Source organism: Propioniciclava tarda (assembly GCF_900182665.1).
Taxonomy (GTDB): domain Bacteria; phylum Actinomycetota; class Actinomycetes; order Propionibacteriales; family Propionibacteriaceae; genus Propioniciclava; species Propioniciclava tarda.
Genome location: NZ_FXTL01000006.1, coordinates 104278 through 129541, shown reverse-complemented (window position 1 = coordinate 129541; position 25264 = coordinate 104278). Strand labels below are relative to the sequence as shown.

General features: G+C 68.9%; 29 protein-coding genes, 1 tRNA gene and 1 pseudogene. 14 read left to right on the top strand and 17 right to left on the bottom strand.

Annotation, left to right across the window (positions count from 1 at the left end; genetic code table 11):
- Nucleotides 1–9 precede the first annotated feature (9 nt).
- From FN821_RS06740 to FN821_RS06690, 11 genes are all read right to left on the bottom strand, one after another.
- On the bottom strand, nucleotides 10–3237 hold the full coding sequence (locus tag FN821_RS06740) for a LysM peptidoglycan-binding domain-containing protein (protein WP_131171942.1): 3228 nt from the start codon (nucleotides 3235–3237) through the stop codon (nucleotides 10–12).
- Complete coding sequence (locus FN821_RS06735) at nucleotides 3234–3653, bottom strand: TadE/TadG family type IV pilus assembly protein (RefSeq protein WP_131171941.1); 420 nt, start codon at nucleotides 3651–3653, stop codon at nucleotides 3234–3236. The genes FN821_RS06740 and FN821_RS06735 overlap by 4 nt, the downstream gene beginning before the upstream one ends.
- Nucleotides 3650–4081, bottom strand: coding sequence for a TadE family protein (locus tag FN821_RS06730; RefSeq protein WP_131171940.1), 432 nt, complete (start codon nucleotides 4079–4081; stop codon nucleotides 3650–3652). The genes FN821_RS06735 and FN821_RS06730 overlap by 4 nt, the downstream gene beginning before the upstream one ends.
- A complete protein-coding gene (locus tag FN821_RS06725; RefSeq protein WP_131171939.1) occupies nucleotides 4081–4473 on the bottom strand; it encodes a TadE/TadG family type IV pilus assembly protein in 393 nt (130 codons plus the stop codon). The genes FN821_RS06730 and FN821_RS06725 overlap by 1 nt, the downstream gene beginning before the upstream one ends.
- Before the next feature lie 15 nt (nucleotides 4474–4488).
- Nucleotides 4489–4698, bottom strand: a complete 210-nt coding sequence (locus FN821_RS06720; protein WP_131171938.1) for a hypothetical protein — start codon at nucleotides 4696–4698, stop codon at nucleotides 4489–4491.
- 27 nt (nucleotides 4699–4725) lie between these two features.
- Nucleotides 4726–5625, bottom strand: coding sequence for a type II secretion system F family protein (locus FN821_RS06715; RefSeq protein WP_131171937.1), 900 nt, complete (start codon nucleotides 5623–5625; stop codon nucleotides 4726–4728).
- Nucleotides 5622–6464: a type II secretion system F family protein gene (locus FN821_RS06710; RefSeq protein WP_131171936.1), complete on the bottom strand. Its 843-nt coding sequence runs from the start codon at nucleotides 6462–6464 to the stop codon at nucleotides 5622–5624. Before FN821_RS06710 ends, FN821_RS06715 begins: the two co-directional genes overlap by 4 nt.
- Nucleotides 6461–7981, bottom strand: coding sequence for a TadA family conjugal transfer-associated ATPase (locus tag FN821_RS06705; protein ID WP_206662034.1), 1521 nt, complete (start codon nucleotides 7979–7981; stop codon nucleotides 6461–6463). The genes FN821_RS06710 and FN821_RS06705 overlap by 4 nt, the downstream gene beginning before the upstream one ends.
- Nucleotides 7978–8724, bottom strand: a complete 747-nt coding sequence (locus tag FN821_RS06700; RefSeq protein WP_131171935.1) for a CpaE/TadZ family protein — start codon at nucleotides 8722–8724, stop codon at nucleotides 7978–7980. Before FN821_RS06700 ends, FN821_RS06705 begins: the two co-directional genes overlap by 4 nt.
- A gap of 11 nt (nucleotides 8725–8735) precedes the next feature.
- Nucleotides 8736–9422 (bottom strand): SAF domain-containing protein, encoded by a 687-nt coding sequence (locus FN821_RS06695; RefSeq protein WP_206662033.1) that lies wholly within the window; start codon nucleotides 9420–9422, stop codon nucleotides 8736–8738.
- Nucleotides 9423–9833: 411 nt separating this feature from the next.
- A complete protein-coding gene (locus tag FN821_RS06690; RefSeq protein ID WP_131171966.1) occupies nucleotides 9834–10424 on the bottom strand; it encodes a P-loop nucleotide/nucleoside kinase family protein in 591 nt (196 codons plus the stop codon).
- Here FN821_RS06690 and FN821_RS06685 point away from each other — a divergent pair.
- The 3 genes from FN821_RS06685 to FN821_RS06670 all read left to right on the top strand — a co-directional run bounded on the left by FN821_RS06685 (nucleotide 10423) and on the right by FN821_RS06670 (nucleotide 12428).
- Nucleotides 10423–10800 (top strand): hypothetical protein, encoded by a 378-nt coding sequence (locus tag FN821_RS06685; protein ID WP_131171934.1) that lies wholly within the window; start codon nucleotides 10423–10425, stop codon nucleotides 10798–10800. The genes FN821_RS06690 and FN821_RS06685 overlap by 2 nt on opposite strands.
- 5 nt (nucleotides 10801–10805) lie before the next feature.
- Nucleotides 10806–11552 (top strand): hypothetical protein, encoded by a 747-nt coding sequence (locus tag FN821_RS06680; protein ID WP_131171933.1) that lies wholly within the window; start codon nucleotides 10806–10808, stop codon nucleotides 11550–11552.
- A gap of 573 nt (nucleotides 11553–12125) precedes the next feature.
- Nucleotides 12126–12428 carry a DUF7668 domain-containing protein gene (locus FN821_RS06670; RefSeq protein WP_131171932.1) on the top strand — a complete coding sequence of 101 codons (303 nt, stop codon included), beginning with the start codon at nucleotides 12126–12128 and terminating at the stop codon, nucleotides 12426–12428.
- 50 nt (nucleotides 12429–12478) lie between these two features.
- Here FN821_RS06670 and FN821_RS06665 read toward each other — a convergent pair whose 3' ends face one another.
- From FN821_RS06665 to FN821_RS06660, 3 genes are read right to left on the bottom strand one after another with little or no spacing between them, the layout of a single operon-like run.
- On the bottom strand, nucleotides 12479–13708 hold the full coding sequence (locus FN821_RS06665) for an ArdC family protein (protein WP_131171931.1): 1230 nt from the start codon (nucleotides 13706–13708) through the stop codon (nucleotides 12479–12481).
- A complete protein-coding gene (locus FN821_RS14230; protein ID WP_165489282.1) occupies nucleotides 13708–13875 on the bottom strand; it encodes a hypothetical protein in 168 nt (55 codons plus the stop codon). Before FN821_RS14230 ends, FN821_RS06665 begins: the two co-directional genes overlap by 1 nt.
- Entirely contained in the window at nucleotides 13872–14087 is a 216-nt protein-coding gene (locus tag FN821_RS06660; protein ID WP_131171930.1) for a helix-turn-helix domain-containing protein, read from the bottom strand. Before FN821_RS06660 ends, FN821_RS14230 begins: the two co-directional genes overlap by 4 nt.
- 332 nt (nucleotides 14088–14419) lie before the next feature.
- Here FN821_RS06660 and FN821_RS14225 point away from each other — a divergent pair, with 332 nt between their 5' ends.
- From FN821_RS14225 to FN821_RS06640, 4 genes are all read left to right on the top strand, one after another.
- A complete protein-coding gene (locus FN821_RS14225; protein ID WP_165489281.1) occupies nucleotides 14420–14998 on the top strand; it encodes a type IV toxin-antitoxin system AbiEi family antitoxin domain-containing protein in 579 nt (192 codons plus the stop codon).
- Nucleotides 14995–15900, top strand: coding sequence for a nucleotidyl transferase AbiEii/AbiGii toxin family protein (locus FN821_RS06650; protein WP_131171928.1), 906 nt, complete (start codon nucleotides 14995–14997; stop codon nucleotides 15898–15900). Before FN821_RS14225 ends, FN821_RS06650 begins: the two co-directional genes overlap by 4 nt.
- Before the next feature lie 568 nt (nucleotides 15901–16468).
- The gene (locus tag FN821_RS06645) at nucleotides 16469–17845 is read left to right on the top strand and encodes a UTP--glucose-1-phosphate uridylyltransferase (protein WP_131171927.1); all 1377 of its coding nucleotides are present in this window, start codon (nucleotides 16469–16471) and stop codon (nucleotides 17843–17845) included.
- A complete protein-coding gene (locus FN821_RS06640) occupies nucleotides 17842–18210 on the top strand; it encodes a hypothetical protein (protein WP_131171926.1) in 369 nt (122 codons plus the stop codon). Before FN821_RS06645 ends, FN821_RS06640 begins: the two co-directional genes overlap by 4 nt.
- 60 nt (nucleotides 18211–18270) lie before the next feature.
- Here the strand turns inward: FN821_RS06640 and mscL are convergent, their stop codons facing one another.
- The 3 genes from mscL to FN821_RS06625 form a co-directional block, all read right to left on the bottom strand.
- Complete coding sequence (mscL, locus tag FN821_RS06635) at nucleotides 18271–18627, bottom strand: large conductance mechanosensitive channel protein MscL (protein ID WP_131171925.1); 357 nt, start codon at nucleotides 18625–18627, stop codon at nucleotides 18271–18273.
- A gap of 197 nt (nucleotides 18628–18824) precedes the next feature.
- Nucleotides 18825–19433, bottom strand: a complete 609-nt coding sequence (locus tag FN821_RS06630; RefSeq protein WP_131171924.1) for an SAF domain-containing protein — start codon at nucleotides 19431–19433, stop codon at nucleotides 18825–18827.
- 55 nt (nucleotides 19434–19488) lie between these two features.
- Nucleotides 19489–19821, bottom strand: coding sequence for an FmdB family zinc ribbon protein (locus tag FN821_RS06625; protein ID WP_131171923.1), 333 nt, complete (start codon nucleotides 19819–19821; stop codon nucleotides 19489–19491).
- A gap of 154 nt (nucleotides 19822–19975) precedes the next feature.
- Here FN821_RS06625 and FN821_RS06620 point away from each other — a divergent pair, with 154 nt between their 5' ends.
- The 7 genes and pseudogenes from FN821_RS06620 to FN821_RS14655 form a co-directional block, all read left to right on the top strand.
- The gene (locus FN821_RS06620; protein ID WP_131171922.1) at nucleotides 19976–21292 is read left to right on the top strand and encodes a MoeA family protein; all 1317 of its coding nucleotides are present in this window, start codon (nucleotides 19976–19978) and stop codon (nucleotides 21290–21292) included.
- A gap of 1 nt (nucleotide 21293) precedes the next feature.
- Complete coding sequence (locus FN821_RS06615) at nucleotides 21294–21905, top strand: GNAT family N-acetyltransferase (protein ID WP_131171921.1); 612 nt, start codon at nucleotides 21294–21296, stop codon at nucleotides 21903–21905.
- Nucleotides 21906–21977: 72 nt separating this feature from the next.
- Complete coding sequence (locus FN821_RS06610) at nucleotides 21978–22718, top strand: hypothetical protein (protein WP_131171920.1); 741 nt, start codon at nucleotides 21978–21980, stop codon at nucleotides 22716–22718.
- 70 nt (nucleotides 22719–22788) lie between these two features.
- Nucleotides 22789–22861 (top strand) — tRNA-Ala (locus tag FN821_RS06605).
- A 1188-nt stretch (nucleotides 22862–24049) separates the two neighbouring features.
- A complete protein-coding gene (locus FN821_RS06600; protein WP_180319746.1) occupies nucleotides 24050–24298 on the top strand; it encodes a ribbon-helix-helix domain-containing protein in 249 nt (82 codons plus the stop codon).
- A complete protein-coding gene (locus FN821_RS06595) occupies nucleotides 24295–24534 on the top strand; it encodes a toxin (RefSeq protein WP_131171919.1) in 240 nt (79 codons plus the stop codon). Before FN821_RS06600 ends, FN821_RS06595 begins: the two co-directional genes overlap by 4 nt.
- 63 nt (nucleotides 24535–24597) lie before the next feature.
- Nucleotides 24598–24840, top strand: a pseudogene (locus FN821_RS14655) (hypothetical protein); the annotation flags it as partial.
- Between the last annotated feature and the right edge of the window lie 424 nt (nucleotides 24841–25264).

Sequence of the window (25264 nt, the reverse complement as noted above, 5' to 3'; positions counted from 1 at the left end):
GTCCTTCCTTCAGGCGACTTTGCCGTTGGCGGTGAGCCAGCGGCGGTCACGGATGAGGTGGTCGGTGCGGTCGGGGAGATCGTCGGGTGCCTCGCCATCTTCGGCGCGGTTGCAGATCTGATCGTCGATGAGGCGTTGGGCGGCGTCGGGGTCGCCTTCGCGGGCGATGACGGCGGCGAGGTCGACGTGGGGGGTGTCCTCGTAGGGGGCGGCGAGGATGCCGATCTCGGCGGCGGTGCGGGCCGCGGGAAGGTCGCCGTGGTGGAGGTTGGCGAGGGTGACGGCGTGGGCGACGTCGACGATCGCGCAGATCAGGTGGTGGTCGTGGCGGGTGCCTTCGTCGAGCCAGCGCCAGCCGCCGTTGCGGAGCCCGGTGAAAGGTTCGCCTTCGACGAGGGTGAGGGCTGCTTGGAGGTCGCCGAGTCCGTCGGAGGCGCGGGCTTCGCCGCGGACGCGGAGGCGCCTGAACAGGTCGATGTCGACGAGGACGCCCATGAGTTGGTAGACCCCGACGCCGCGGGTCTTTCCGCCGGGCGAGTGGTGCGCGGCGGGCAGGTAGGGCTGCCCGGTGGTGGGGTCGGTGCCGAACCAGGTGCGCAGCACGGACAGGTGTTTACGCATCTGCATGTCATCACTGAGGAAGGCGTCGGTGACTTGGTCCATGGTGACCCCGCTGGGGTGGAGGGCGAGGTACGCGGCGAGTTCGGCGTAGAACGCGGGTCGTTTCTCGGCGGCTTCGCTGGAGCGTCCGGGTCCGACGGTGGCGCGGACGGGTCCGAGGAGGTGGATGCGGGGCCGGTCGGTGTCGGGGTCGTACCAGGCGGCCAGGTCGGCGTCGAGTTGATCATCGGACGCCTCCACGCGCGTCCGCACGTGCACCGGCACGAGCGGCGCGAGGGTCTGCAGGTCCTCGACCGTGGCAGGTAGTTCGGCGACGAGGTCGGCGTCGGCGTCCGGCAGCAGCGAGTCGGCGTCCTCGTCGAGGGTGTCGGGGTCGGTGCCGCGAGGCAGGACGAGGTCATCGCGGAGGGCTCCCGCGGCGTCGCAGTTCGCGTGCCAGCCGTCCTCGCCGTCGGTGGGCATGGGGGCGTCAGTCAGGGTGTCGGCGTGAGCCAGCAGAAGCGCGCAGCCGCGGGCTTCGTCGCTGGTGAGCCCAACTGCTGCCAGCTCGAGGCCCAGGTCGGCGATCACGACGCGTCCATGTTCGGTTAGCGAGGCTTGGACGCCGCGGGCGTCGGTCTGGTCGTCGGACACGATGACGGCGGTGCCGGTGCCGCCGGGATGGGTGAGGATCAGGTCGAGCAGCTCGTCCAGGCCCGGGGTTTCGGGGCCGGCGAGCAGGAGGCAGCTGGTCCAGACGTCGTCGCCGAAGTCGTCGACGCGTCCGTTGGCGGCGTCGACCTGGTGGGTGTCGCAGCGGTCGATGGTGGCCTGGGCTTCGCGTTCCAGGTTGGCAACGACGCCGTCGGCGCGGTGTGGTTCGTGGTGGCGGAGGCGGGTGGGGTCGAGGGCGGCCACGTCGGCCCAGTCGCCCAGGCAGTCGACTCGGGTTTCCCGGGACCAGGGGTTCACGGCGAGTTCGGCGGCCAGGTAGCGGGCGAAGTCGCGCGCTCGGTTGGGGTTTCCGGTGAGGTGGAGTGTGCCGAGGTGTTCGAGGTTGATCAGCCAGCTGGCGCCGTGGGCGTCGCGTCCGATGGTGACCAGCAACGGGTAGGGGGCGCGGCCGGACGCCGCGGGCAGGTCGCCGGTGGTGTCAAGGGTCCAGCGGGCGCCGGTGGTGTCGCCTGCGGCGGGCAGCCAGGGCGACATCAGGTGGGTGGCTGTCGTGAGGTGGACGGCGAGGCGTCCGGGTAACAGCTCGACGGCCCGCAGGCCGGGGACGCCGACCGCAGGGGCGGAGCGGCCCAACAGCCGCAGCGCGGCATCGACCGCGCCGACGGTTGGTACGGCCTGGGCGGCCTGCCGGATGGTGTGCTCGACCCGGACCAGGTCGGGCGGTGTGGGGGCGATGGTGCGTCCAGGACGCCGTGCCCGGAACTGGGCCCGGCGACGGCGCTGTAAGCCGAGGTAGAGGCCGCCGCCGAGAATCGCCCCGGCACCGAGCAGTCCGGGCAGCAGCCCTGTCGGCAGGGTGACCGGTCCGATGGTGGCAGTGGTCTCGGGGGAGGCGGTGGCAGGGGCTGGCTGAGCTCCAGGCTGCGACGCCTCGCCCTGACTCGTCGCGCTAGCCCCAGTGGTGGGGATCGGCGCTGCCGCCACCTCTGGCTGCTCGGGTCGGACGCTGGGCGCCGTCGCCGGGCCTGCCGGATCGGTGTCGGGTCTCTGCGGTTGAGCGCCGACCGGCTCTACCGACGGGGACGCAGGAGCCTCGGGCGCTGGAGCTTGTGGCGCTGGGGCTGGCGTGATGACTGGGTTGGGGAGGGTGATAGTCCAGCCGGGGAGGATGAGGTCGGGGTTGGTGAGGCGTCCGCCGTCGGGCTGGACGGTCCCGAGCGAGGCCTCGTACAGGGTGGGCCAGGCGGTTTCGTCGCCGAGGTGGCTGCGGGCGATGCCGGACAGGGTGTCGCCCGGCTTCACGATGACCGTGCCGGTTGCCGGTGGGGTGGTGTTCTCTGCGGCGGGGAGGGTGAGGGTCCAGCCGGCGCGGAGGAAGTCGTTGTGTCCGTTGAGGAGGTCCGTGTTGAGGGCGGCGATCTCGGGGTAGCGGCGTCCAGAGCCCAGGTAGCGCTCAGCGATCGACCACAACGAATCACCGGCTCGGACCGTATGCGTCCGCGTGGAAGCCTGGTTCGCGGTGGCCTTGTCGAGGGCGATGGCGTGCCGGGGTGTGGTCTCGACGGGTCGGGGTGTGGCGTGGGCGGGGGTGGCGTTGGCGACCTGGACGGTGGCGGGGATCGCGGTGAACAGCAGCATCGCGGTGGTGACGAGGCGCTGGATGCCGGGTTGGGTCCACCGGAAGCCGGGCAGCCGCGGCGCCCGCACGCCCCGAACGAACGCGGTCACCTCGGCGGCGATGAGCAGGACGAGGACCGCCCAGACGATCCAGCCGACAGCCTTGAGCAGGGTGAGGGTGAGGCGTCCGTCATCGGGGGTGGTGAGCCAGGTCCACCAGGCCCCGCCGGGCAGGGTGCCCCAACCGAGGGCCAACAGCACCGCAGGCAGCCCCACAAGGACGCCGATGATGACGAGGCTGGCGGCGGCGCCTTGGAGGCGGGGGTGTCGGGGCTGGGTGGTCATCGGGGTGCTCCGTTCACGACGCGCGTGAGGTCGACGGCGGCATCCCCGGTCACGGCTTTGGCGCCGACCCCGAACCCGGCGAGGAAGTGCGGCTGGTAGCTCGTGGTCACATGGATCGTCAGGGTCGTGGGCCCGGTGATCGTCACGGTCCCAGTCACCCCGGCCGCCGCCAGGTAGTCGGCAGCCGCCACCTGGGCCGCGGCGGGGTCGATCTCGGGGGTGTGGCCCTGCATCGCCAACGCAACCCTCGACTGGTTCGCGGCGGCCCGGCCAGCTTGCTGGGCCAGGTCGTGCGCGCGTTGCTGGGCGTTGACCTGCCCGGTCAGATCCACGCTGATGCCAATGACGGCCACTAGCACGGTCATCAGCAGCGCCACCCACACGGTGACCACCGCACCCCGCTCGTCCCTGGTCATGTGCGGCCTCGGTAGGTGTCGAGCGGGGACACCATCGTGGCGGTCACGGTCTTGGTGCCGGGCAGTCCGAGGACGCCGAGGTCGGCCAGTGCGACGGTGCAGGTGACGGTGGCACGGACCACCGCCGGCGTCCCCACGGGCGCCCCAAACCCGGACGTGTCCACGGCGACCGCTATCGACCGGCACGGGGTGGCCTGTCCGAGCGACGTGGACGCCGCGGTGGCGGCGTCAGTGTGGGCATCCCCGCTGGTGCGAGCCAGAGAGGCGGCGCGGGCGGCGTCCGTGGCGGCTTGCTGAACCGCACCGTGGGCCAGGGCGAGGCGTCCACCGGCGACGGCCAGCATGACTACGGCGATGATGACCGGGATCAGCATCGCCAACTCGACCGCCGCCGATCCACCCCGCTCGTCCCGCCTGCGCCTGGTCATCAGGTGAGCCGTTCGACGGGCAGGGTCGCGGACTGGGTGACCTGCAGGTCCATGAACGGCACCAGCCGCACACTCATCCCGGACACCACCACCGTCGTCGACGTGCCGGAGCGGTCACCGGTGACGCTGATCCCGGTGAGCATGCCCGAGCCGACCCGGCCGGCGAAGCTCGACGCCGTGTCGAGTCCGGCTTGCAAGCTCGCGTCGCGAGCGGCGGAGGTGCGGGCGCCTTCCTGGGCGGCGGCCAGGCAGACGCTGCGGGCGAAGAACCACAGCCCGGCCTGGACGGCGAGGAAGATGACGACGAACAGCAGCGGCAGCGCCAACGCGACCCCGACGGCCGCATAACCACGGTCGCCGGAACGCCTCCACCGCCTGTTCGTCATCGCCATCGCAGAGTCCTGGGGTTAGCTGCCGGCGATGATGGCGGCCTTGTTGTTCAACAAGGTGGTGACGGCGACGATGATGATCGCGACGGCGGCGATCGCGAATACGACCAGCAGGGCGGTCTGCACCGATTCGGAAAGGCCGCGTTCGCCGCGGCGGGGTGGTGGGCTCGTGAGCCGTTCAAGGGCGTCGGTGAGCAGCAGTCGGGTGTGGATGTAGAGGGTCAACACGAGGGTCTCCTTGGGACGGGGGTTGGGTTACGAGCTGGTGATCAGGGTCATCACTTGGGGGCCCAGCAGGATGGCCACGAACACGGCCACCAGCAGGGTCTCGGGGATGGCGAGCAACTGATTGGCCGCATTCGCGCGAGCCTGCTCGTCGGTCAACATCGCCGTGCGCAGGGCACGGTTGTGGTCACGCAACGTTTGATACACCGGCATCGTCTGCTGCTCAGCGAGCGCCATGATCGCCGCCAGGTCCTCCAACTGCGGGACGCCAAGGGTCTTGGCCAGGTCGGCGAACGCCTCGAACGGACGCCGCCCATCGACAGCGGACGCCGCCAGCGCGTCGGCCAGGGCGTCGAACACCCAATGCCCGCGACCCACCCGGGCCGCGTTCTCCAGGGCTTGGCGGGCACCCGAACCGGCCCGACGCTCCAGCGCCACCAGGTCGATGTAGGACGACAACGCGTGGTTGAACTCCAACCGGGCCGCTGCCGCCTGTGAGCCGATCGACAGGTTCGGGGTCACGAACAACACCACCGCGGCGAGCAGCGACAGGCCGAGCGGCACCGTCACCGGCAACCGGACACCCATCACCAGCAGCCCACCCAAGATCAGCGGCGGACCAACAAGACCGATGGCCGCGAGCAGGATCTTCTCGCCGTAGAAGTTCGCCGGGGTGCGGCGCAACAGTGCGAGCTCGCGGGTCGGCGTCCGCCAGAGCGACTCGGGGAGGCGGCCTCCCAACCAGTCGCCCAAGCGGTCCTGCACATCCCCACTCACCTGAACCGGAAGCGGGGTGACCGTGGCGTGGCCGTCGAGGCGGGCCAGGGCAGGCCCGAGGGCAGCGGTCCCGGGCAGCGCCCACCACACCAACCCGACGACGCCGGTGGCGAGGAACAGCCCGGTGAGGGCGGCGAGTTGGAGGCCGGTCATCGCACACCTCCGAGGAAGCGGGGCAGGGCGCGGACGTCGGCCATCTTCCGCATCACGACCAGGACGCCGGCGTAGAGGGTGAGCATGAGCGCCAGGGCGAGTTGTCCGAGGCCGGACTTGTAGGCGTCCAGGAACTGCCCGGTGACGATCAACAAGGCCAGGGCGCCGACGGTGATGATGGTGACGACGCGGGCGTTCTGGCGGGGCTTGGCCCGTTCGGCCTCGAGTTGGCGGCGGGCGGTGACCTCGCCGGCGACCGACTCGGCCAGCCCGGCCAGGATGGACGACAGCCCGTCGCCGCGGGTGTGGGTGGCCAGGATCAGCGTGGCCGCCACCAGGTCACCGGTCGGGTCGTGCAGGTCGTCGGCGAACCCGCGCAGGGCATCCTCCGGGTCCCACTTGCCGCGCAACCTCGCCACCAAAGCGGCGACCTGGGGGCGGATCGGTGCCGGGGTCGAGGACAAGGTTTCGATGAGGGCACGCTCCAGGCCGGCGCCCACCCGGATCACCCCGGCCACATGCCGGGTCCACTCCGCCAAGGCCTCCAGACGCTCGATGATGTCGCCTTCCTTCGGGGCCGCCAACAACATCGGCAGCCCGACCGCGGCCGCTGGCAGCAGCAGGATCGCGATCACCCACCCGGTCAACAACGCGACCACGACACCAGCACCCGTCGCGATCGCGAGGGTGGACAGGCGGCGGCGTGACCAGGCCAGCCACGGCGTCCGAACCCCCAAACGTCGCGGGGCGGCGGCCGGGGCGGGGCGGAGGCCGGCGGCGAGGCCGAGGACGCCGGCGACCAGGAGGGCGCCGACGGTCGCGGGGAGCAGGAGGGTCATGCGGCGCCCCCGTCTCGGCGGGCTTCGGACTGGAACTCGAAAGCGTTGAAGCCGTGGGCGTCCAGGTCGCGGAGGTGGTCGGGCAGGATGTGCGGCACCGCGGTGCCGTGGGCGATGCGGCGGAACACGGTGGTGGAGGCGTAGCCGAGGGCGTCCTCGCCGGGTGTGATCGCCACGATCTCGTCGACGACCCGCTGCTTGCGACGGGCCCCGTCCGCTCCGACGAGGAGGGTGCGCATCTGCACCACCAGGTCGATGCAGCGGGCCAGCTTCATCACCGCCGCGTCCCGGGTGAAATCACCGGACTGCATCGCACAGGAGGCGAGCTTCTCCATCGCCATCCCAGCCGACACCGCATGCGTGGTCGACATCGACCCGCTGCCCGACTCCATCGCCATGATCATCTCGGCGACCTCCGGACCACGAACCTCCCCGGTGATATGCCTGCCCAAGATGTAACGGTGCGACAGCCACATCTCCCGGGCCAAAGTGAACTCACCCGCCCGACGACCATCGGCACCGGTCTCGGACGAACCCGGGCGGGCCTCCCAGCTGAACACCAACGGATGCCGGTCGGTCATCGTTTCCAGGCCCAGCTCACGCTCGGTCTCGAACACACCAATGACCTCGTCGGGGCCGATCTCGGCACACAACGCGCGAAGGAGCGTCGTCTTCCCAACGCCCTGTTCACCGGACACCACGATCGATCGGCGGGCCCGGACCGCAGCGGCGAGGAAGGAGGCCATTACCGGGGTGACGGTGCCGCGCCCGATCAGATCGTCGAGGTCGAGGTCGACCAGCCGATGCCTGCGGATTACCACCGAGGGTCGGTGCACGATCGACATGGACGCCGCCAGGCGGGCACCGTCCAGGTTCAGGTTCAGCTCCGGATGCGCCTCCGAGAACTCCCGCGGCGGCACCGCCCGCGACGCCAGATCCTGCAACAGGTGCACCAACTCGGCGTCCGATCCGGCTACCTGAGGGCCGGGCTCTTTGGAGCCGTCGACCAGGTTGAGGAAGACCCGGTCGTGGCCGATGACGATGATGTCCTCGACGTCGTCGCGGTCGACCAGCGGTTGCAGCCGGCCCAGCCCGAACATCAGATCGAACACAGCCTTCGCCAACCCAGCTTGCGCCAGCGGCGTCCATGTCGAACCCCGCTCGGCGAACCGGCGCTCCGTCGCCGCCTGAACCACCTCGACGATGACAGCCCGGCCCAGCTCGCGGCGCTCCGCCTCGGTGCAGCCATCCAGCCCCTCCAACCGGGCCGTCAACCGCTTGGACGCGTCCCCCCGCAACCTCGACGCCTCCACCCAATCCACCTCAGAGGGCGTGGAATCGGCGACGGCCAGCGGGGGCTTGTGGGCGTCCCGGGCACGCTTCAACTCGTCCAACGCGAACGCCGACCGCACCCCCACCACAGGAGCCGCGGCGGCGTCCGACATCGGAGTGAAAGCGCTGAACAGCGGCACCGACGCCAACTCGGGACGCTCCGGCACGATCGGCTGCTGTCTCATGACGTCACCTCCGCCCGGGCGACGTTCGGCGCCAACTCACGCAGCCGCGCCCCAAGGTCGGTGACGGCTTTAGCGAGGCGGGTGCGGTCGTGGCGACGGCACGGTTCCGCGTGCGACCACCAACGCGCCGCTGACGGCTCCCACGGCAAGACACCGAAGACCGGCACCCCGAAGTCGCGCTCGATCTCTGACGCGGTGTACGGGCGACCCGGATCCACCAATACCAACCCCACCAACGGTGCCGCCTCCAACGAGGGCAGCCAACCGCGGACCGCCGCCAACTCCGGCAACCCCGTCCCGGTCACCACGACGACCACGTCGGCGTCCGACAACAACGGGGACGGCGAGCCCAGCAGGCCGAGGCGTCCGGCATCGACCAGGACGTCCACGCCGGTGTCGGCCTCCAACTCGCGCAGGGCGGCGAGCAGCGCCAGCCACACCTGAGCGACCGCGCCGGCCTGCTTGTAGGTGCGGATGCCGGGCAGGAACGACGCTTGTGAATCGGCCGCCGGGAACAGCAGCGACGGCAGCATCTCGGCCAGGTCGCCCTGGCGGTGCGCTAACGCCAACTCCGAGAGGCCCGGACGGGCCAGGCCGCGGAAGTAGCCGGCCAGCACTTGCGAGCCGCCCGACGGATCGGCCTCCACCGCCACCACCGGCGACGGCCACGACAACGCCGACCCCACCCAGGCCGTCGTGGCTCCCGACGAACCAGCCGCTGACGTGAACGTGATGATCGCCATAACCCGGGCCCTCAGCGTTCCCGCGAATCAAGCACCAACGCCACCTTGCCCGCGGAGGCCCGGGCCGCCAGATCAGCGGCGGCATCCTGAGCCACCAGGACGTCCACCAAGACGGCCTGGTTATCGGTCGACTTCGACACCGACACCACCGTCGCCCCGATCGTGGCCACCGGACCCGACACCGGCTGACCGGACGCCCCCGCACCAGGGGTCTGCACAATCCGGATGGCGTCCCCCGCCTTCAAGGCCGTGGCCGGCAGCAGACCGCGTCCCAAGGCGAGGCCGACCACGGTGAACCCCTTCGGCGGCACCATCGCGTCCGTGACCGACGCCCGAGTCACCAGGGCACCGGCGGCAATGTCCAAGGCGGCGCGCTTCCCAACGACCGTCGCGGCGTCCGCTGCCGGCACTGTCTGGACGGCCGGGTCGACACCCATCCGGACCGTCACCAGATCCGCCGCCGTGATCAACGCGCCGCGCTCGATCGTCCTCCGGGTCGCGATCACCTCCACCCGGGAGGTCGCCGACGTCCACAACCACACCCCGCCGAACGCTCCCAGCAGCAAGCTCGCGACAGACACCACGATCAACACCGGACGCCGCCGCACCCGCACCGGCGCCGCCGGCACGGCGCGCAGCACATCGTCGGCGGACGCCGCCACGGCCGTCGCGGGAGGAAGCTTGGTTCGCTGCGCCATCAGGCACCTCAGTTCTGTCACAAGGGCCACACCCAACGGCGCGGCACAGGTCGTTCACCCACATAACGGAACCGAAAGAACGTTCCCGGACACGTACCCCCACCGAGATCTAGGGGGAACGCGGCCACCAATGCAGGGGGTACGTTGTCGGACTAACAGGGGTACGCAGACGCCCACAGCGCCACGCGATGCCGAACGAGGAAACGACTTCTGCCGAAGCCCCGCCCATGAACTTGGGACAGGTAAAGCGGTCAGACATCCCAACTGGGATTCCCGCACGGTAAGTCGAACCCGACCCAATGTCGACAGTGCTCCCCGAAAACGGTACGAAAGTACCGCCGCGAAAGCTGGTGCGGCGATCCCCGACGGGACCACACCACGGGCCAATTCCGGCGATCCAGCGCCGATAGATCAGGCCGAATCCGGAGCGACTTGCTGGCCGCTGGGCACCTCAGCGAGGGCGCGAATCGCGGCCTCCGTCGCGCTTGCAGCGTCGGTCATGTCGATGCGAACACGTGGTCCATCGATGCTGTCGTCCCACGGTTCGTACTCGCGATCAAGGACCTCGGCCCAGGTCGGCGTTACCTGGCCCTTCAGGTCAGGAACCCGCCCCTCGACACGACGTCGATGCTCCGCCCGGTCCGGCAGGACGCACTCGAACACGACCAAAGGAACGTCCAATGCGGCGGCGAGTTCCCTCCACATGGCACGGGTCACGTGCAAGGGATTCACCAGGCCCACGACGACCTTGCCCCCCAGTTCAAGATTGGACGCCTCCAGCTCACGGACCACCTCATACCCGAGAGGGCCTACCTCAACGCCAGCGCGGATCAGCGGCGTCTCGACGACGTCAACACGCAAGTACACCGCGCTCAGCTCGCGCACGATCGCCTTTGAGAGCGTGGTCTTCCCGGTCCCGGGCAGGCCCCCGATAACGATCAACCGGGCCCTCGGTCCTCCCTGTGTCGGGTTGATGAAATGCGACCCTAATGTGAAGCCCATGACGTCCACCCCCGAACGGATCGCTCTACCTGCCCTGCTCGCCGGCCAGGGACTCTTCCAAGCAGCCCTCGCCTGCGGAGCGCCCTGGGGAGCAGCCGCCTGGGGAGGAACCGAACCCGGACGACTCCCGACCAACAAACGAATCGCCAGCGGAGCCGCAGCGATCGTCTACCTGGCCCTCGCCGCCCGCAGCATCACCGCCCTCGGCCACACCCCGTCCATGGCCCTAGCCGGACTCATGGCGCTCGGGACAGCCACCAACGCCGCCTCACCCTCCCGCTGGGAACGGTTCGGCTGGGCGCCCTACACCGCCACCATCGGCTGTCTGGCCTGGCGAGCCGCCCATCAGGCGTCCGCATCACCATTGCCATGCTGACTTCCATGAGCACGCCGAACTGGATGGACAGGTACCTCAGCGGGGCACACGAGGAGGTCTGGACTGAGCTGCGCCAGTACGGCGCCCGCGTCCGCGAGCCTCACCTCATCGTTGAGGCTCAGGCCGTCTGCGACGAAATGGCCCGTCGAGCGCGGCACAACCTCGAGACCTTGATCGGACGCCTCGACGAGCAGGGCTACCGCTTCCACACCAACGACGACGCCCAGGACCCCGTCGCACCCCTCCTGCCGTCCTCCCCTCACGCTGATCGGCTCGCATCCTGGCTGGAAGAAACGCTCGGGCCCATCCCGCTCGCCCTGTCGTCCTGGCTGCGCATCGTGGGCGACGTCTGGCTCGTAGGAACCCACCCGGATTGGCCCGAGTCGGCGAGCGCGGACCCCCTCGTAATCGAACTCGAATTCAGCCGCTACCCGGAGGCGTCCACTCAGGACTACTACCTCAACGAACTGGAAGCCTGGGAGGAAGCCAACGCCGACAGCGAAACACCCGACGCCTTCGTGCTCCCAGTCGCGCCAGATCGACTACACAAGGCCAACATCAGCGGTGGGCCGCCCTACGGGTTCCGACTCCCGGACGCAACCGCCGAAGGCCTCTTCATCGCCGAGTCGCCCATGCCCTTCGTCTCCTACCTGAACGATGTGTTCACCAACGGCGGGTTCCCCGGCCCGGCAACCACAGCCCAACAACGCCGGATCAAGGACTGCCTCGCCGAGGGAATGCTGGCCCTGTGACGCACCTCGACTGAGGATGCGCTGAACAGATTCCCGGTACGTTCGCAGTGTGACCGACAACAACCTGTCCTGGCGCGACGACAGGGTCGGATCCGCGTTTGCGCGGCGACAACCCGACCGTTCTGAGGCGGCTACGGGCAGGGTTCGCGGTGATGGGCGACGTTCAGCACTTTCCTGGCTACTGCGTGTTGATCACTGACGATCCCGCAGCTTCAACGTTGACCGACCTCCCGCGCGAGCGTCAGGAACTGTTCCTCGCCGACGCGGCTGTCCTCGCCCGCGCCGTCGAACAGGTGATGGGCGACGCGACACCGCCTACCGTCGGATCAACATCGAGATCCAGGGCAACACCGACGCGTTCCTCCACGCCCACATCACACCCCGCTATCACTGGGAACCGGAGCCCCACATCCGCTGGCCGGCGGCCGTCACCTGGTGGGATCGGCTCGCCGACGCAGCAGCATGCGCGCTCGGACCAGAACATGACGACTTACGTGCCGAACTCATCGCTTCCATCGACCACGAGTTCGAAGCCCTCGATTTCGCAGCCGACGTACCTGGGAGCATGGACTGATGGGAACGGTTCCGTCGCGGTTTCGGCCGCCGTTGGGGGCACAACTCTCCGCCCTGGTGCAGGGCGACCTGCCGGACCTCCTGGTCTGGGTATCGCGATACGGCGCAGCGGGAGCCACTCTGATCGAGCAACCGCTCGAGATTTGGACCCATCCCTTGACCCAGTTCGCTTCCCGCCAGGACGGTTCCCACTTTGCTGCCCTGCCCCTGTGGACGACCACCGAGTCGCCGAGCGACCTCACTGCCGAGATCGAAATCAGCACTGACGGCTCCGTCACGATCACTGACGTCCACGTGATGTAGGTCCATCGACCCCGTCCTTGTGGCAGCCTCGTCGTACTGCATCGAGTCCATTACGGCCCCCGCCGGAACGTTCCCGCATGGGCTCGACCACCGCGACGCACAGACGAACCCGGACGAGGAACTTCAATCGGCAAACTCGACTGCTCGCCCGCGAACTCCCAGGCCGCAAGCTGAACGGATGCGGCCCTGGGCGACCCTGTGGTCGAGGCGACCAGGAGTTCGTCCGGCGCCGTCACGGCGAGGCAGCCGCGCGGGGTCTGGGCGGCTCCTGTGAGAGCAGTCGGCCCAAGGTCCACCCTTGCCTCGACGTCTGCAGCCGATGGGACCTTTCCGCGTCCGACTTGGACCGCGAGGTCGCTCAGCGCTTCATCGATCATGGTCGGTGCCGGCTTCGTGGCCTGCAGGATCTGGTCCGTGGCGCCGATCACCCGCTGTCCGGTGGCCTTGACCAGGACCTCGACACTCGGACCGTCGGGGGTGGCGGCATCATGCGCCCAGCCGGCGACGTAGTTGAACGTGTACTGCGAGGCGTCCAGCCCGTGCGCCGCCGTCACCAGATAGGCGACCGACTCGGCCTCCACCTCCCACACGCCACGACACGCGAAACCGTCCCGCGATGCCGGGGCATGCAACAACACATGCCCGGCCTCGTGCGCCAACGTCTTCACCGCCTGCGCCTCATCAATGTCGTCCCGGACCCGCACCTCCCGCGCGTCGTACGCCGTGAGCCCGTTCGCCCCGCCACAGTCCCCACGGACCACCGAGTACCCCTGCGCCTCGACGAACCCTTGCAAGGCGTCCCACAACCCGGGCGGAGCCTGACCCGACAGCAGCTCTGATCGGGGCGCCTCCGGCAGCGGGTCGCCGTCGGTCTGCGACACGTCGAACACCGACACCGGCTTCACCCCCACCACCCGCACCTGGACAACCCGTTTGCCGGTGGCGTCCCGTACCGGACGCCCCTGTTCGTCAACTTTCCGGTCCCGGAGTGTCACCGGGCCGAGGACGCGGATAGCGGCTTCGCCGCGGCGGACCTGGCGTCCTTTGGCCTGCCAGGCCCGGTAGCCGGCCACGAGGGTGGCGTCCGGGCGCTGGGTCCAGATCAGGACCGTGTTGTTGAACGAGTACCGGTGGAAGCTGGTCGCGAACCCCAACCACGCCTGCCAGGCCTCGACCGAGTCCAACGATCCGACCCGCTCGGCCAGCTGGGTATGCAGAGCCTCCAGCGTCGCCTTCCGCGACTCCTCCGCGGCGACCGGGTCATACTCGGCCCGGGCCATCAGGACCCACCGCGCAACAGCTCCACCGCTGCCGCCCACAGCTCGCCGGCGAGCACGAGATCGTCGCCCAGAAACGCGGCGTCTTCGGCCTCTACTAACAGGTCTTCCACGATCAGGGGGACGTCGGATCGCTGCTCGTCATGGAAGGAGATCTCGATCTGGCTCATCGCGCGGCCCCCGCCACGGCCTGGAGGACGCCTCTGCGGGAACCCGCCTTGACCCGTCGGAAGAGGCCGTCGACATCGTCGGGGTCCACACGGAGCATGCGTCCGCAGCGGAAGCCGGGAAGGGCCCCGTCGGCGATCCAGCGCCGCAACGTCTTGATGCTGACGCCGGTCCGATCGGACGCCGCCGCCAAAGTCTCGTATCGCCTTGCCATCGCTCCTCCTTGACTGGGATCAAGGCGCTAGATCAGCAGGGGAACGTTCCTCGATGCGTACCCCTAGACAGAGGGACCTCGGATTCGTCCGAAGGCGGCGAGCGGCGGATCGATCGCATTCAACTGCAACCCGAAGGATCACTCAGATCAAGTTCGGCGATCGCCGACGCAGCAGCGGGTGATGATCCGAGCCATGCCTACCTTTGGATCCAGGACGCCCAGCCGCTCGTCTTCGGTGAGGAAGCCGGTCATGGCTGATATCGCTGCACGGCGCGAATCTAGATCTATACAGGTACAGTGGATCTGTAAAGAGTTGGATGCGAAGGTGCGTGATGAGTCGAACGGTTGGCATCGCCCCCTTGCCCGACTACTTCGGGCATCGGGAGGGGGTCGCAGCGCTGGGCGCGCGTGGGCTGAGGGCGGAACTGGACGCTGGCCGGATGATCCGCCTCAGCCGTGGGGTCTACCGAAAGAGCGACGCCGTCGGCGACGACAACCTCGCCGAGATCGGCTTGCTTTCGTCCACCGCAACGCTGTGTCTCACCTCGGCTCTAGCCCACCACGACCTCACGGACGCCATTCCCGCCAGCATCGACATCGCGATCCCACGCGGCACCTGGGCGCCGGCGACCAACGCCCCCGTGACCTGGCATCGCTTCGACCCGGCCACCTTCACCATTGGCCGTACCGACCTGGCGGTCACGCCCGAACTGTCCATCGGCCTCTACAACGCCGAACGGAGCATCGTCGACGCGTTCCGGCTAGCCCACACCGAGGGCAGCGAACAGGCGATCGACGCCCTGAAACGCTGGCTCAGGCGCGGCGGCCAACCGTCCCTCCTCCTGAACACCGCAGCCAACTTCCCCAAGGTGCTGCCCAAGCTCCGAGCGGCACTGGAGGTCCTGCTATGAACCGGCCAACACGCGACACCGTCGCTGGACGCGCCTACCTCGACCTGCAGAACCTGGCCCGCAAGCAGGCCCGTCCGAACGCCGAGTTGCAGCAGCTCTACGTCTTGGAAGGATTCCTCGCCCGACTGGCCGCGCACCCTGAGCCCACGCACCTCGTCCTCAAAGGCGGCGCACTTCTGGCCGCCTTCGGCGATCGCCGACCCACACGCGACCTCGACTTCCAAGCCTCACACCAGTCCAACGACACCGCAGAGGTGCTGGAGGTCGTCCGCGCCGTCGCATCCACCCCGTTACCCGACGGGCTCGAGTTCGACATCGACACCGGCCGGGCAGCCACCATCCGCGAAGGTGAGGACTACTCCGGCGTTCGGGTCAGCATGCAAGCAAGCCTGGCGGGCGCACGCCTCACCTTCCACGTCGACGTGAACTTCGGCGACCCCCTCTGGCCGGGGCCCGAACCGGTCGCGGTGCCCCGCATCCTCGGCGGGCCGCCAATCCTGGTCATGGGCTATCCGCTGCACATGGTGCTGGCCGAGAAGCTCGTCACGGCCATCGACCTCGGCACCGTCAACACCCGCTGGCGCGACTTCGGCGATCTGTGGACCCTCACCAGCACCCACCCCATCGCGGGCAGCGACCTGACCGTGGCCGTCGAGGAGGTCGCGCGCTACCGCAGGGTCACGATCCTTCCCCTAGCCGAGGCGCTCACCGGATTCGGGTCCCACGGCCAAGCACGATGGGCTGCCTGGCGAACCAAGCAACGCCTCGAAGCACTACCGCCCAACTTCAGCACCGTCGTTGGGGCCCTGATCGACTTCGCAGACCCCGTGCTGGCCGGCCAGGCAGCGAACAGCGACTGGGATCCGCAGGCCACGACGTGGCGTCCGCTAACGCACGACTAACGCACGAATCTGAACTCTTAGGATGTTGTACGAAGTCAGATCAGGAATCACCGAGGTTTCCTAAACCTTGTGTCGCAAGTTCGAATCTTGCTGGGGTCGCCACGCATCGTCCTGTCGGATGTGCCTGATGGCCCCGCAATTTCCCGATCAACCTCGGCACCCTCCGGCACGGTGTCGACCCGCTGAGGATCCGGATGGGCGCTCACCAGCCGCCCGCCCCGGACGCCGCCGCGTCTCATCATCTAGCCTGGGGCGTCCGATAACTGTCCACTTAGTCCGCCTCCCTCCACCGCGGTCACCGGGCGCTGACAAGGCCTAACAGCAGGAGGGGACAGCTACCCGGGGTACACATCCCCTCCGCGGATGAAAATTCGGCGCGTGTCCCCCAGCGAGAGGACTTGCGCATCCCCGTTCGACGCGTAATCTTTGGTGATGAGAGCGACGCCAGGCTGTTGATGTCTCCTGGGGGTGGGTAGACGGCTTCTAGCCCTTCGGCCGGCGTCGCTCTCTTTCTCATTTAACCCCCGCTGCCAGGTCGCCTGCGAGCGGCCCCACTACATTGGGCCGCATGGCGCAGACAGCACTCGACCGGGCACAAGCCAAGATGCGCGACCGTGGCGTCGCGCCCGGAGCCATCGACAGTTTCGCGCACTACTTCGAACTCGCCCGATCCGGAGCTACCGGCATCATCGCCGAGGCGTCTATCGAGCCGTTGACGGCGCCGGAGTCGCTCGCCGGCGTCCAGATCGACCCGGACGCCGCCCGCCAGGCCCTGGCCCAGACCGTCATGATCAAGCTCAACGGCGGACTCGGCACCTCCATGGGGCTCGATCGCGCGAAGTCGCTGCTGAGCGTCCGCGACGGCAAGAATTTCCTCGATCTGCAGGTCGCCCAGGTGCTGCACGCGCGCCGCGCCCACGGCGTCCGGCTGCCGCTGCTGTTCATGAACAGCTTCCGGACCAGGGACGACACCCTCGCCCACCTGGCTCGGTACGGCGACCTCGCGGTCGAAGGTCTGCCGCTCGATTTCGTCCAGAACGCCATCCCGAAGATTGACGCCCAGACGTTCGAGCCGGTTGCCTGGCCGGACGATCCCGAGCTCGAGTGGTGCCCGCCGGGGCACGGCGACATCTATGTCGCGCTGGAGGCGTCGGGCATTCTCGAAGACCTCCTTGACAAGGGCTTTCGCTACGCGTCCCTGGCCAACGGCGACAACCTGGGCGCCGGCCCGAACGCGACGCTCGCGGGCTGGTTCGCCGCGAGCGGCGCGCCGTACGCGGCCGAGGTGTGCGTCCGCACGCCGAACGATCGCAAAGGCGGCCACCTCGCGGTCCGGCGATCGGACGGCCAGTTGATCCTGCGCGACACCGCTCAGACGGCGCCCGACGAGATGGACTTCTTCACCGACGAGCACCGCCATCCGTACTTCCACGCCAACAACCTGTGGCTCGACCTGCGCGCCCTCGCAGACCGGTTCGCGCGCCACGGCGCCGTCCTCGGCCTGCCGCTGATCGTCAACCGCAAGACGGTCGATCCCGCGGATCCCACCTCGACGCCGGTGCTGCAGCTCGAGACCGCGATGGGCGCTGCCATCGAGGTGTTCCCGGGGGCGCGCGCCATCGCCGTCGGCCGCGACCGCTTCCTGCCGGTCAAGGGGACGAACGAGCTGCTCCTGCTGCGCTCCGACGTCTTCGACTTCGGCCCGGACGCCGTCCCGCGCGCCACCGTCCCGGACCAGCCGCGCGTGGACCTGGGTGCTCCCTACCGGCTCGTCGACGACTTCGAGCGGCTCGTGCCGGTGGTTCCGTCCCTGAGGCAAGCGCGATCGCTCACCGTCCGCGGTGCCTGGACCTTCGACCAGCCCGTGACCATCGTCGGTGACGTCACGATCCCGGAGGCCGGAGCGCCGGCGTCCGTTCCTGGCGGAGCCCTGGGCGACGCATGACGGACGCCGACTGGCACGTCGCCCTGGCGTACGCGCTCGTGGGCGAACGGCTGGACCTCCCCTCCCGAAGCACGCCGGACGCCTCCCTCCTGGCCGACGAGCTGGCCCGCGCGGGCTGGACCCAAGAGCGGCTGCTCGAGCATGCGCTGGCGACGCAGGCGTCCGAAGCGCCCTGGCCGCACCCCGTGCCGAGCGAGCTGCGGGCTGGACTCGGGGCGGCCCAGTTCCATGCCGCCGTGGGTCGCGTCCGCGTCGAGCTGGGCCTGGACGCCCTCGCTGCCCGTCCGCCGTCGGGCCGGACCGCGTTGACGCCGGACGAGCGCCGCCTGCTGGCCGAGGTGCCGCCCCACCACGTGCCCCACTAGGCAAAACACACGGGCCCGCCACCGATCGGTGGCGGGCCCGTGTGGGCTAGCTGGCTGAGATCAGCGCTTGGCGAGCAGGTCGCGGATCTCGGTGAGGAGGTCCTCCGTGGTCGGGGCGGAAACCTCGACCTCGGGCTTGGCGACGCGAGCCTGGATGGCCTGCACCGGCTTGATCACGAAAAAGTAGATCACCGCAGCGACGATGACGAACGAGATCGCGGCAGTGAGGAACGCGCCCACGTGAATGCCGTTGGGGGCGTAGTTGGAGAAGTTCGGCGAAGCGCCGATCATGCCCAGGATGTCCATGAACATCGTGGTGAAGGCCTCGACGACCTTCCCGAAGGCGCCACCGATCACGACGGCGACGGCCAGGTCGAGCAGGTTACCCCGCATCAAGAATTCCTTAAAACCCTTCATTTCATACCTTTCAGTCGAACCGCCCGTCGGCTTCCTGCGGGACTGCCCCGATCTGGGGCTCTGGGGGCGATTCCGTCCTCAAGTATGACCCGAACGGTTTTTGGTCGTCCACACCAAACCGGGAGCGGCGCATGAGAGTCTTGTAACAATTCCAAGCGAAACGGCTCTGGCTTGCTGCGATACCCCGTGTGGCGCGCCTACCTCACCGTGACGGTGAGGGTGCCCGAGTCGACCGCGGCGGCGACCGCACCTGCGGCGTCCAGGCTGACCTCCACGAGCAAGACGCGCTCAGCTGGTGTCAGCATGCCGGACGCGACCGGCGCTGGCGCAGCGACCACCCGCACGTTCGAGGCGACGGGTCCCTTCGAGGCGATGAGATCAATCCGGCTGCCCGCCTTCACCACATCGGCCAGCGCCGCGCTTGGCATCGGGACGGCCATCACGACGAACCCCGGGGACGCCAACGCGGCACCGGTGGCGACCGTGGCGCTCGTGATCGGCGTGCGCGCCGTCACTGGACCGTTGAGCACGGCCCCGGCGAGCCGATCGGGGGCGCCCACCGACCCGGAGGGCACGACGTCGGCCCCCAGCTCGAGCCGGATCAGGTCGGACGCCGCGAGCTTCGTCCCAGCCGGAAGGTCGCGCGCCGCCGCAACGACCGTGACGGTCGGCGTCCGCTGTGGTTGGAACTGGCCCACGAGCGCCAAGACGGCAACGAAGGCGGCCACCGCCGCGATCCAGCGACGATGCCAACGGAGGACGCGGACGATGGCGTCCGCGGCGCGGGGGAGGGCTGACGTTCTCACGTCAACACATTAGGCGGGCCGTGTCAGTTATCCACAGGCCCGGATCGGACGGCCGTCAGGCGGCCGGGGTGGACGTCGTAGAAGCGGTCTTCGACGCCTTGTCAGGCTTCGAAGCCTTGGTCGTGGACGCGGTATCCGAGGAGGTCGACTCCTTCGCGCCAGACGACTCTTTCGTCGACTCTTTCGCAACGGCCGTGGACGACGTGCCCTTGGTTCGGTTGTCGGTGGCGTAGAAGCCCGAGCCCTTGAAGACAACGCCGACCGCCGAGAAGACCTTGCGCAGATCGCCGTCACACTCCGGGCACTCGGTGAGCGCGGCGTCGCTGAACTTCTGCACGATCTCGAACTCGTTGGTGCAATCCGAGCAGCGGTACTCGTAGGTGGGCATGCGTTCGTCCTCGTCGAAAGGTGTTGAGCGCCCATCTTAACGGCCCGCGGCCCGGACCCTATTCCTGACCAGCCCGCGCCCACCCAGGCGCAGATTTCGGCCGCTCCAGGGCGTGCTGCGAGGCGTCCTGCTCGGGGGTAACTATCGTGACCCCATGGCCCTGTTCTCTCGCAAGAAGCCCGTGCCCGAGCCGGTCGTCGAGCCGGTCGTCGATGACGTCCCGCTGCCGCGCCGGACGCCCGACGAGCAGTTGGCCCGCCTGCTGGGCGGCGTCGACGCGCTGCGTCCGTTCGGCATGCAGATCAACGACGTCACGGGCTTGACGCTGTGTGAAGAGATCGTCAGCGACCTCGACCTGCCGATGGTGTCCACCGCGCGGACCGCCGGCTACGGCGTCCGGGCGGCGAACCTGGTGGGGGCGACCCCGGACCATCCGATCGACCTGCACGTCGTCGGTGTCATCGATCGCCGCGACACCATGCCGGCTGAGGCGGTCGCATCCGGGGCGTGCGTGGTGCTGTCGGAGGGCGCGCCGGTTCCGGCCGGAGTGGACGCCGTCGTGCCGGCGTCCGAGGCCACGTCGACCGGACGCGTCGCGCGGTTCGTCGGCGAAGCTGCGGTCGGGCAGCACCTGGCGGTGCGCGGATCGGAGTTGGCAGACGGCGCGAAGCTGATGAGTCCCGGACGCATCCTGGACGCGCGCTCGATCGCGCTGCTGGCCGAGATCGGGCTCGACAAGGTCCTGGTGCGGCCGAAGCCGCGGCTCGTCGTCTTCGCGGTCGGGGAGGGGCTGGTGTCGCCCGGCCTGCCGATCACCTCGATCGCTCAGCGGTACGCCTCCGGCACGTCGTACGTCACCGCCGCCGCCCGTGGCGACGGGGCCACGGTCTACCAGCTCGACGTGGTCGGACGCGAGGCCGCGGTCATCCGGCAGACGATCGCGGACCAGGTGATCCGCGCGGACGCCATCGTCGTGCTTGCCGAGGACGACACCGACGCGCACCTGGTGGCCGGCCTGCTCGCCGACATCGGGACCGTCGACGTGGCCCACGTCCTCGTCGACGGGGGCCAGACGCTGGCCGTCGGCCGCGTCGGCGACGAGCGCATCCCGGCGCTCGTGCTGCCGGCAGGAGCGGTGCGCTCGTGCGTCGGCTATCACCTGTTCGTTCGGCCGCTGCTCGACCGGCTCGGGGCGCGGGCGACGTCCGCGGCGACGCTGCGAGGCGTCCTGGCTACGGACCTGACGGCGGACGCCGACGGCGTCCGGTATCTGCCGGCGCGCCTCGAGGGCGAACGGGTGCGTCCGGTGTCGTCGGGGAACGACCACGCCTACGACCTGTTCCGGGCCGATGTGCTGGTGCGGCTGCCTGCGGGGGCGGAACTCCCGGCGGGGTCGAGCGTCGAGTGCATCGTCCTTCAGCCGGACGCCGACGCGTCGCCCGGACGCGGAGCCGCGGCGACGGCGTCCTGAGATGTTCACCAGCCGGAACTGGCCGGTGACGTTGGAGCACGGACCCGTCCGGCTGAGGCCGATCCGCCGCTCGGACGAGGCGGCCTGGAACGAGGTGCGCGCGCGGAACGGGGCGTGGACGGGTCCGTGGGACGCGACGCGGCCGCCCGAGGGCGCGGACGCCGGACGCACGTTTCCCCAGCTGGTCGGGGACTTCTCGCGGCAGGCGCGTACGGGCGCGATGCTGCCGTGGGCCATCGCCTACTCGGACGCCGGCGCGCGGCACGTCTTCGCAGGGCAGATGACGGTGTCGGGGATCACCTACGGGTCGGCGCGCTGGGCGATGGCCGGCTACTGGGTCGACCAGCGGTGGGCCGGACGCGGGATCGTCCCGACGGCCCTGGCACTCGCGGGCGACTACCTGTTCTTCGGGCTGGGACTGCATCGGCTGGAGGTGGCGATCCGGCCCGAGAACGCGAAGTCGCTGCGCGTGGTGGAGAAATTGGGGCTGCGCTACGAGGGACGGCGTCCGCGGTATCTGCACGTCGACGGCGACTGGCGCGATCACGAGATGTTTGCGATCCATGCCGACGAGGTTGGTCCGGGAGGGCTGATCGGACGCCTCGCGCGGTGAATCTTGCCGCCGTTCGGCGGGCCGTGGCGTGTCGGCCGAAGGCGGCGGAGGCGTCCCACTTAGGGTTCTGGCGTGGGGTTGACCGGACTGATCTTCGTAGCCTTTGCCTTGGCATGGCTCGTCTATCTGGTTCCCCTGATGCTGAACCGCAAGACGAACGGGCTGTATGACGACGTCGTCTCCGACGAGCCGATCACGCCCTCGGTGACGATCGTGCGGCGTGGCGTCCCGTTGGACGTTGCCGTCGAGGCGCCGGTCGTCGTGTCGACGCCGCTGAACCGTCGCGCCGCGCTGCGGGAGCTTGACTTGGTGGACGCCCGCGCGTCCGTCCGTCGGCGGATCGTGCTCGGCGTGCTGCTCGTGGCCGGGATCGTGCTGGGGCTCTTGGTCCATCTCGGACGTGTCCCGTGGTGGTCGATCGGGATTCCGGTCGGGTTGCTGGTGCTGTTCGTCGGTGTGGCGCGTGTGACGGTCGTTCAGATGCGAAAGTCGTTGGACGCCCGCGCGGCGGCGATTCGGTCGCTGGGTCAGGTCGAGGAGACCGTGTCGATCGCGGTGCTGGGTGCCGGGGACGACGTGGTCAACGGGGAGACCGTCGACCTGACGGCCCCGATCCAGGCGGTGTCGTCGCTCTGGGATCCGATCCCGATCACGAAGCCCACGTATGTGTCGAAGCCCCTCGCGCCGCGGACGGTCCGCACCATCGACCTGTCAGCGCCGGTGGCCGCGGTGAACGGTGGCATCCCCGTGACCGCGGACTCGCCCGAGCCTCCCGTGGCCGAGGGCCGGGGGGACCGGGCAGTCAACGAGTGACGCTGGCTTTTGGGGCGTCCGGGGTGCTGGTGTAAGGTGTTCGTGCTGTCGGAGACGTCCGGCAACACCTGGGGCTATAGCGCAGTTGGTAGCGCGTCTCGTTCGCAATGAGAAGGTCAGGGGTTCGAATCCCCTTAGCTCCACCCGGTTGAAACCCTGCCTGACAAGCAAACTCAGGCGGGGTTTCTGCTCGCCTGGGGCCAGGCGTGCAACATACGTGCAATAGCGCTGAGGGTGTTGGGCGCCGATGGCCGTCGGTGGTCAGGGATGCCCCTCGTGCTTCAGCGGTGCTCGGCGCGCCGACGGAAAGCGTCCAGGACGCCGTTGAGGGCGACGGCCAGATCGTTGAGCTCGCGTTGGTAGACCGCTCCTGAGACGAGCGCATGCCTGAGCTCCTCCAGGTCAGCTGCCCACTCCTGGACGCTGCGGTGCGCCGACGCTCTCGTAGAGCGTGGTTCGAGCGACGCCTGAGGTCCGTCGATGGCAGCGTGCCGGAGAGAGTTATCAGAGGGCGGGGTCACTGCCGACAGGACGTGCCCCCATCGTGGGTCGCCCTCCCTCGCTCGATCCTGAACGCCCAGCAGGACCTGCAAGCGCCGACTCCGGATTTCTCAGGACGCGTGCGACGGCCGTCTCGTCATCGGTGGGCGTGGGGCGGAGCGACCTATTCGGCGGATCGATAACGGACACGAGCCGAGGTTGGATGCCGACGACACGGTTCCCGCGCCGCTCGATGGATGCCTGAACCCGGCACGTCGACGAGCACCAGATCGGACGCCGTCCGCGCCCGCCGTAGTTCACCGGCTGTCCGCAGCGAGGGCACGGGTGTGGGCCGGATCGTGGTCGAACGAGCTCGTCCATGGGTCCTCGCACAGGGGGAACGTTGTTTCGTAATAACGAAACTAGCACCCTGGGTGCACCAGGTGTGCATGACTTCGTTGTTAGGGGGTACGTGGCCGGATCTCGCGAGGCGATGTAGCCACCCTAGGCGCCGTGTGTTCGTCAACGTAACCTTGACGGCCCGGCGCTCGCGAACGCAACGAAGTTGCCCGAGGGCTAGACGGCGTCAGTTCTCGGACTCACCCGGCAACCGACGCTCAGCACTTCCGACGGATCGTGAAGGCGCGCCAGCGGGTGGAAGTCTCCGAGAGAGCCCTTCGGGACGCGGTCCAGTCCGCCCGTGACGCCGGCGACTCGTGGACGATCATCGGCGCCGCCCTGGGTGTGACACGGCAGGCGGCGCAGCAACGCTTCGGCAGTTGACCGCCCCTGGGGCCTCCTCTCGGGCAGCGCCCTTGGACTCGCAGCCATTCCGTATTACGCTTTTGTCCATGGAGACGATCAACGGGAAGCCGATCACCGACGAACAGATCCAAGAGTGGGCAGACGAGGCCGAGCAGGGATACAACGTCGCCCAACTTCGGAAGCGCGGACGGAAACCCAAGGGCGACGGCCCGGCTAGGGTCGTGCCGATCCGGCTGGACGACAGTCTGTTGGCGGCGCTGGACGATCGCGCCGATCAAGAGCGGGTCAGCCGTTCGGATGTGATTCGAGCCGCCATCCGCGCCTACGTGGCATGAAGGTGCATCCTTCAGCTCTGAAGCACGGGATCGCCCCAGAGGATGCGCTACGGGCCGCCACCGAATGTGTGTACGTGAGCGAACCTGACGACGACGTTCCAGCCAAGCAGTTCCGGCTCGGCTTCGACACTCAGGGTCGTCTGCTTGAACTGATGGTCTTGTGCTTCGACAGCGGCAACGAACTCATCATCCACGCGATGAAGGCCCGTCGTCGCTACCTCAATTTGCTCAACTAAACGGGCTACTCGTAGTTGAGCGTGGTGGGTCGTTGATGCAAGGGCTCGTGGCCTTGCGCTGGGATGGGTGTTGCGAAGCATCCTCCCGGACAAGGACCACGAGCTGTGATCGAGCCTACGTGTTCGCTGCGTGACGCTGCGAGCGTGTTTTTCAACCTGCCCGACTACCACGTGATCGACGCGATCGACCTGCCCTCGGGTGGCCGTCGCGTGATCGTGCAGGCCAACACCGTCGCGGACGGCTGTCCTGACTGCGGAGTCGTGTCCGAGCGGGTCCATGCCTGGTCCCGGCAACGGGTGAAGGACATCCCGCAGGCCGGCGGTATCGAGCTCGTCGTGGTCAAGCCGCGGTTGGTGTGCGCCGAGCGAGCGTGCTCGCGCCGGACGTTCACCCAAGCCACGGCAGAGTTGCCGTCACGGGCCCGGTGCACGAGCCGGCTACGGCAAGCCTTGTTGACCTCGGTGATCGACCTTGGCCAACCTGTCGACCAGGTCGCGCGGAGCCACGGGGTCGCCTGGTGGACCGCCCAGAAGACGATCAACATGGCGATCGACACACTGCCCGATATCGACGCTTTGCACGTCACCCAGCTCGGGGTCGATGAGCACCGCTACCGAAGGGTGCGCTGGTACCGGAATGTCGATACCGGCTCCTGGACGCGGGTCGAGCCGTGGATGACCACGATCGTGAACACCCGCAGCGGGCAGGTCCTCGGCATCGTCGACGGCC

Excerpts from the sequence above, each read along its gene's own strand:
- FN821_RS06740 (WP_131171942.1), bottom strand. The coding sequence starts at position 3,237 with ATGACCACCCAGCCCCGACACCCCCGCCTCCAAGGCGCCGCCGCCAGC.
- FN821_RS06735 (WP_131171941.1), bottom strand. The coding sequence starts at position 3,653 with ATGACCAGGGACGAGCGGGGTGCGGTGGTCACCGTGTGGGTGGCGCTG.
- FN821_RS06730 (WP_131171940.1), bottom strand. The coding sequence starts at position 4,081 with ATGACCAGGCGCAGGCGGGACGAGCGGGGTGGATCGGCGGCGGTCGAG.
- FN821_RS06725 (WP_131171939.1), bottom strand. The coding sequence starts at position 4,473 with ATGGCGATGACGAACAGGCGGTGGAGGCGTTCCGGCGACCGTGGTTAT.
- FN821_RS06715 (WP_131171937.1), bottom strand. The coding sequence starts at position 5,625 with ATGACCGGCCTCCAACTCGCCGCCCTCACCGGGCTGTTCCTCGCCACC.
- FN821_RS06710 (WP_131171936.1), bottom strand. The coding sequence starts at position 6,464 with ATGACCCTCCTGCTCCCCGCGACCGTCGGCGCCCTCCTGGTCGCCGGC.
- FN821_RS06705 (WP_206662034.1), bottom strand. The coding sequence starts at position 7,981 with ATGAGACAGCAGCCGATCGTGCCGGAGCGTCCCGAGTTGGCGTCGGTG.
- FN821_RS06700 (WP_131171935.1), bottom strand. The coding sequence starts at position 8,724 with ATGGCGATCATCACGTTCACGTCAGCGGCTGGTTCGTCGGGAGCCACG.
- FN821_RS06695 (WP_206662033.1), bottom strand. The coding sequence starts at position 9,422 with ATGGCGCAGCGAACCAAGCTTCCTCCCGCGACGGCCGTGGCGGCGTCC.
- FN821_RS06685 (WP_131171934.1), top strand. The coding sequence starts at position 10,423 with ATGACGTCCACCCCCGAACGGATCGCTCTACCTGCCCTGCTCGCCGGC.
- FN821_RS06690 (WP_131171966.1), bottom strand. The coding sequence starts at position 10,424 with ATGGGCTTCACATTAGGGTCGCATTTCATCAACCCGACACAGGGAGGA.
- FN821_RS06680 (WP_131171933.1), top strand. The coding sequence starts at position 10,806 with ATGAGCACGCCGAACTGGATGGACAGGTACCTCAGCGGGGCACACGAG.
- FN821_RS06670 (WP_131171932.1), top strand. The coding sequence starts at position 12,126 with ATGGGAACGGTTCCGTCGCGGTTTCGGCCGCCGTTGGGGGCACAACTC.
- FN821_RS06665 (WP_131171931.1), bottom strand. The coding sequence starts at position 13,708 with ATGGCCCGGGCCGAGTATGACCCGGTCGCCGCGGAGGAGTCGCGGAAG.
- FN821_RS14230 (WP_165489282.1), bottom strand. The coding sequence starts at position 13,875 with ATGAGCCAGATCGAGATCTCCTTCCATGACGAGCAGCGATCCGACGTC.
- FN821_RS06660 (WP_131171930.1), bottom strand. The coding sequence starts at position 14,087 with ATGGCAAGGCGATACGAGACTTTGGCGGCGGCGTCCGATCGGACCGGC.
- FN821_RS14225 (WP_165489281.1), top strand. The coding sequence starts at position 14,420 with ATGAGTCGAACGGTTGGCATCGCCCCCTTGCCCGACTACTTCGGGCAT.
- FN821_RS06650 (WP_131171928.1), top strand. The coding sequence starts at position 14,995 with ATGAACCGGCCAACACGCGACACCGTCGCTGGACGCGCCTACCTCGAC.
- FN821_RS06645 (WP_131171927.1), top strand. The coding sequence starts at position 16,469 with ATGGCGCAGACAGCACTCGACCGGGCACAAGCCAAGATGCGCGACCGT.
- FN821_RS06640 (WP_131171926.1), top strand. The coding sequence starts at position 17,842 with ATGACGGACGCCGACTGGCACGTCGCCCTGGCGTACGCGCTCGTGGGC.
- mscL (WP_131171925.1), bottom strand. The coding sequence starts at position 18,627 with ATGAAGGGTTTTAAGGAATTCTTGATGCGGGGTAACCTGCTCGACCTG.
- FN821_RS06625 (WP_131171923.1), bottom strand. The coding sequence starts at position 19,821 with ATGCCCACCTACGAGTACCGCTGCTCGGATTGCACCAACGAGTTCGAG.
- FN821_RS06620 (WP_131171922.1), top strand. The coding sequence starts at position 19,976 with ATGGCCCTGTTCTCTCGCAAGAAGCCCGTGCCCGAGCCGGTCGTCGAG.
- FN821_RS06615 (WP_131171921.1), top strand. The coding sequence starts at position 21,294 with ATGTTCACCAGCCGGAACTGGCCGGTGACGTTGGAGCACGGACCCGTC.
- FN821_RS06600 (WP_180319746.1), top strand. The coding sequence starts at position 24,050 with ATGGAGACGATCAACGGGAAGCCGATCACCGACGAACAGATCCAAGAG.
- FN821_RS06595 (WP_131171919.1), top strand. The coding sequence starts at position 24,295 with ATGAAGGTGCATCCTTCAGCTCTGAAGCACGGGATCGCCCCAGAGGAT.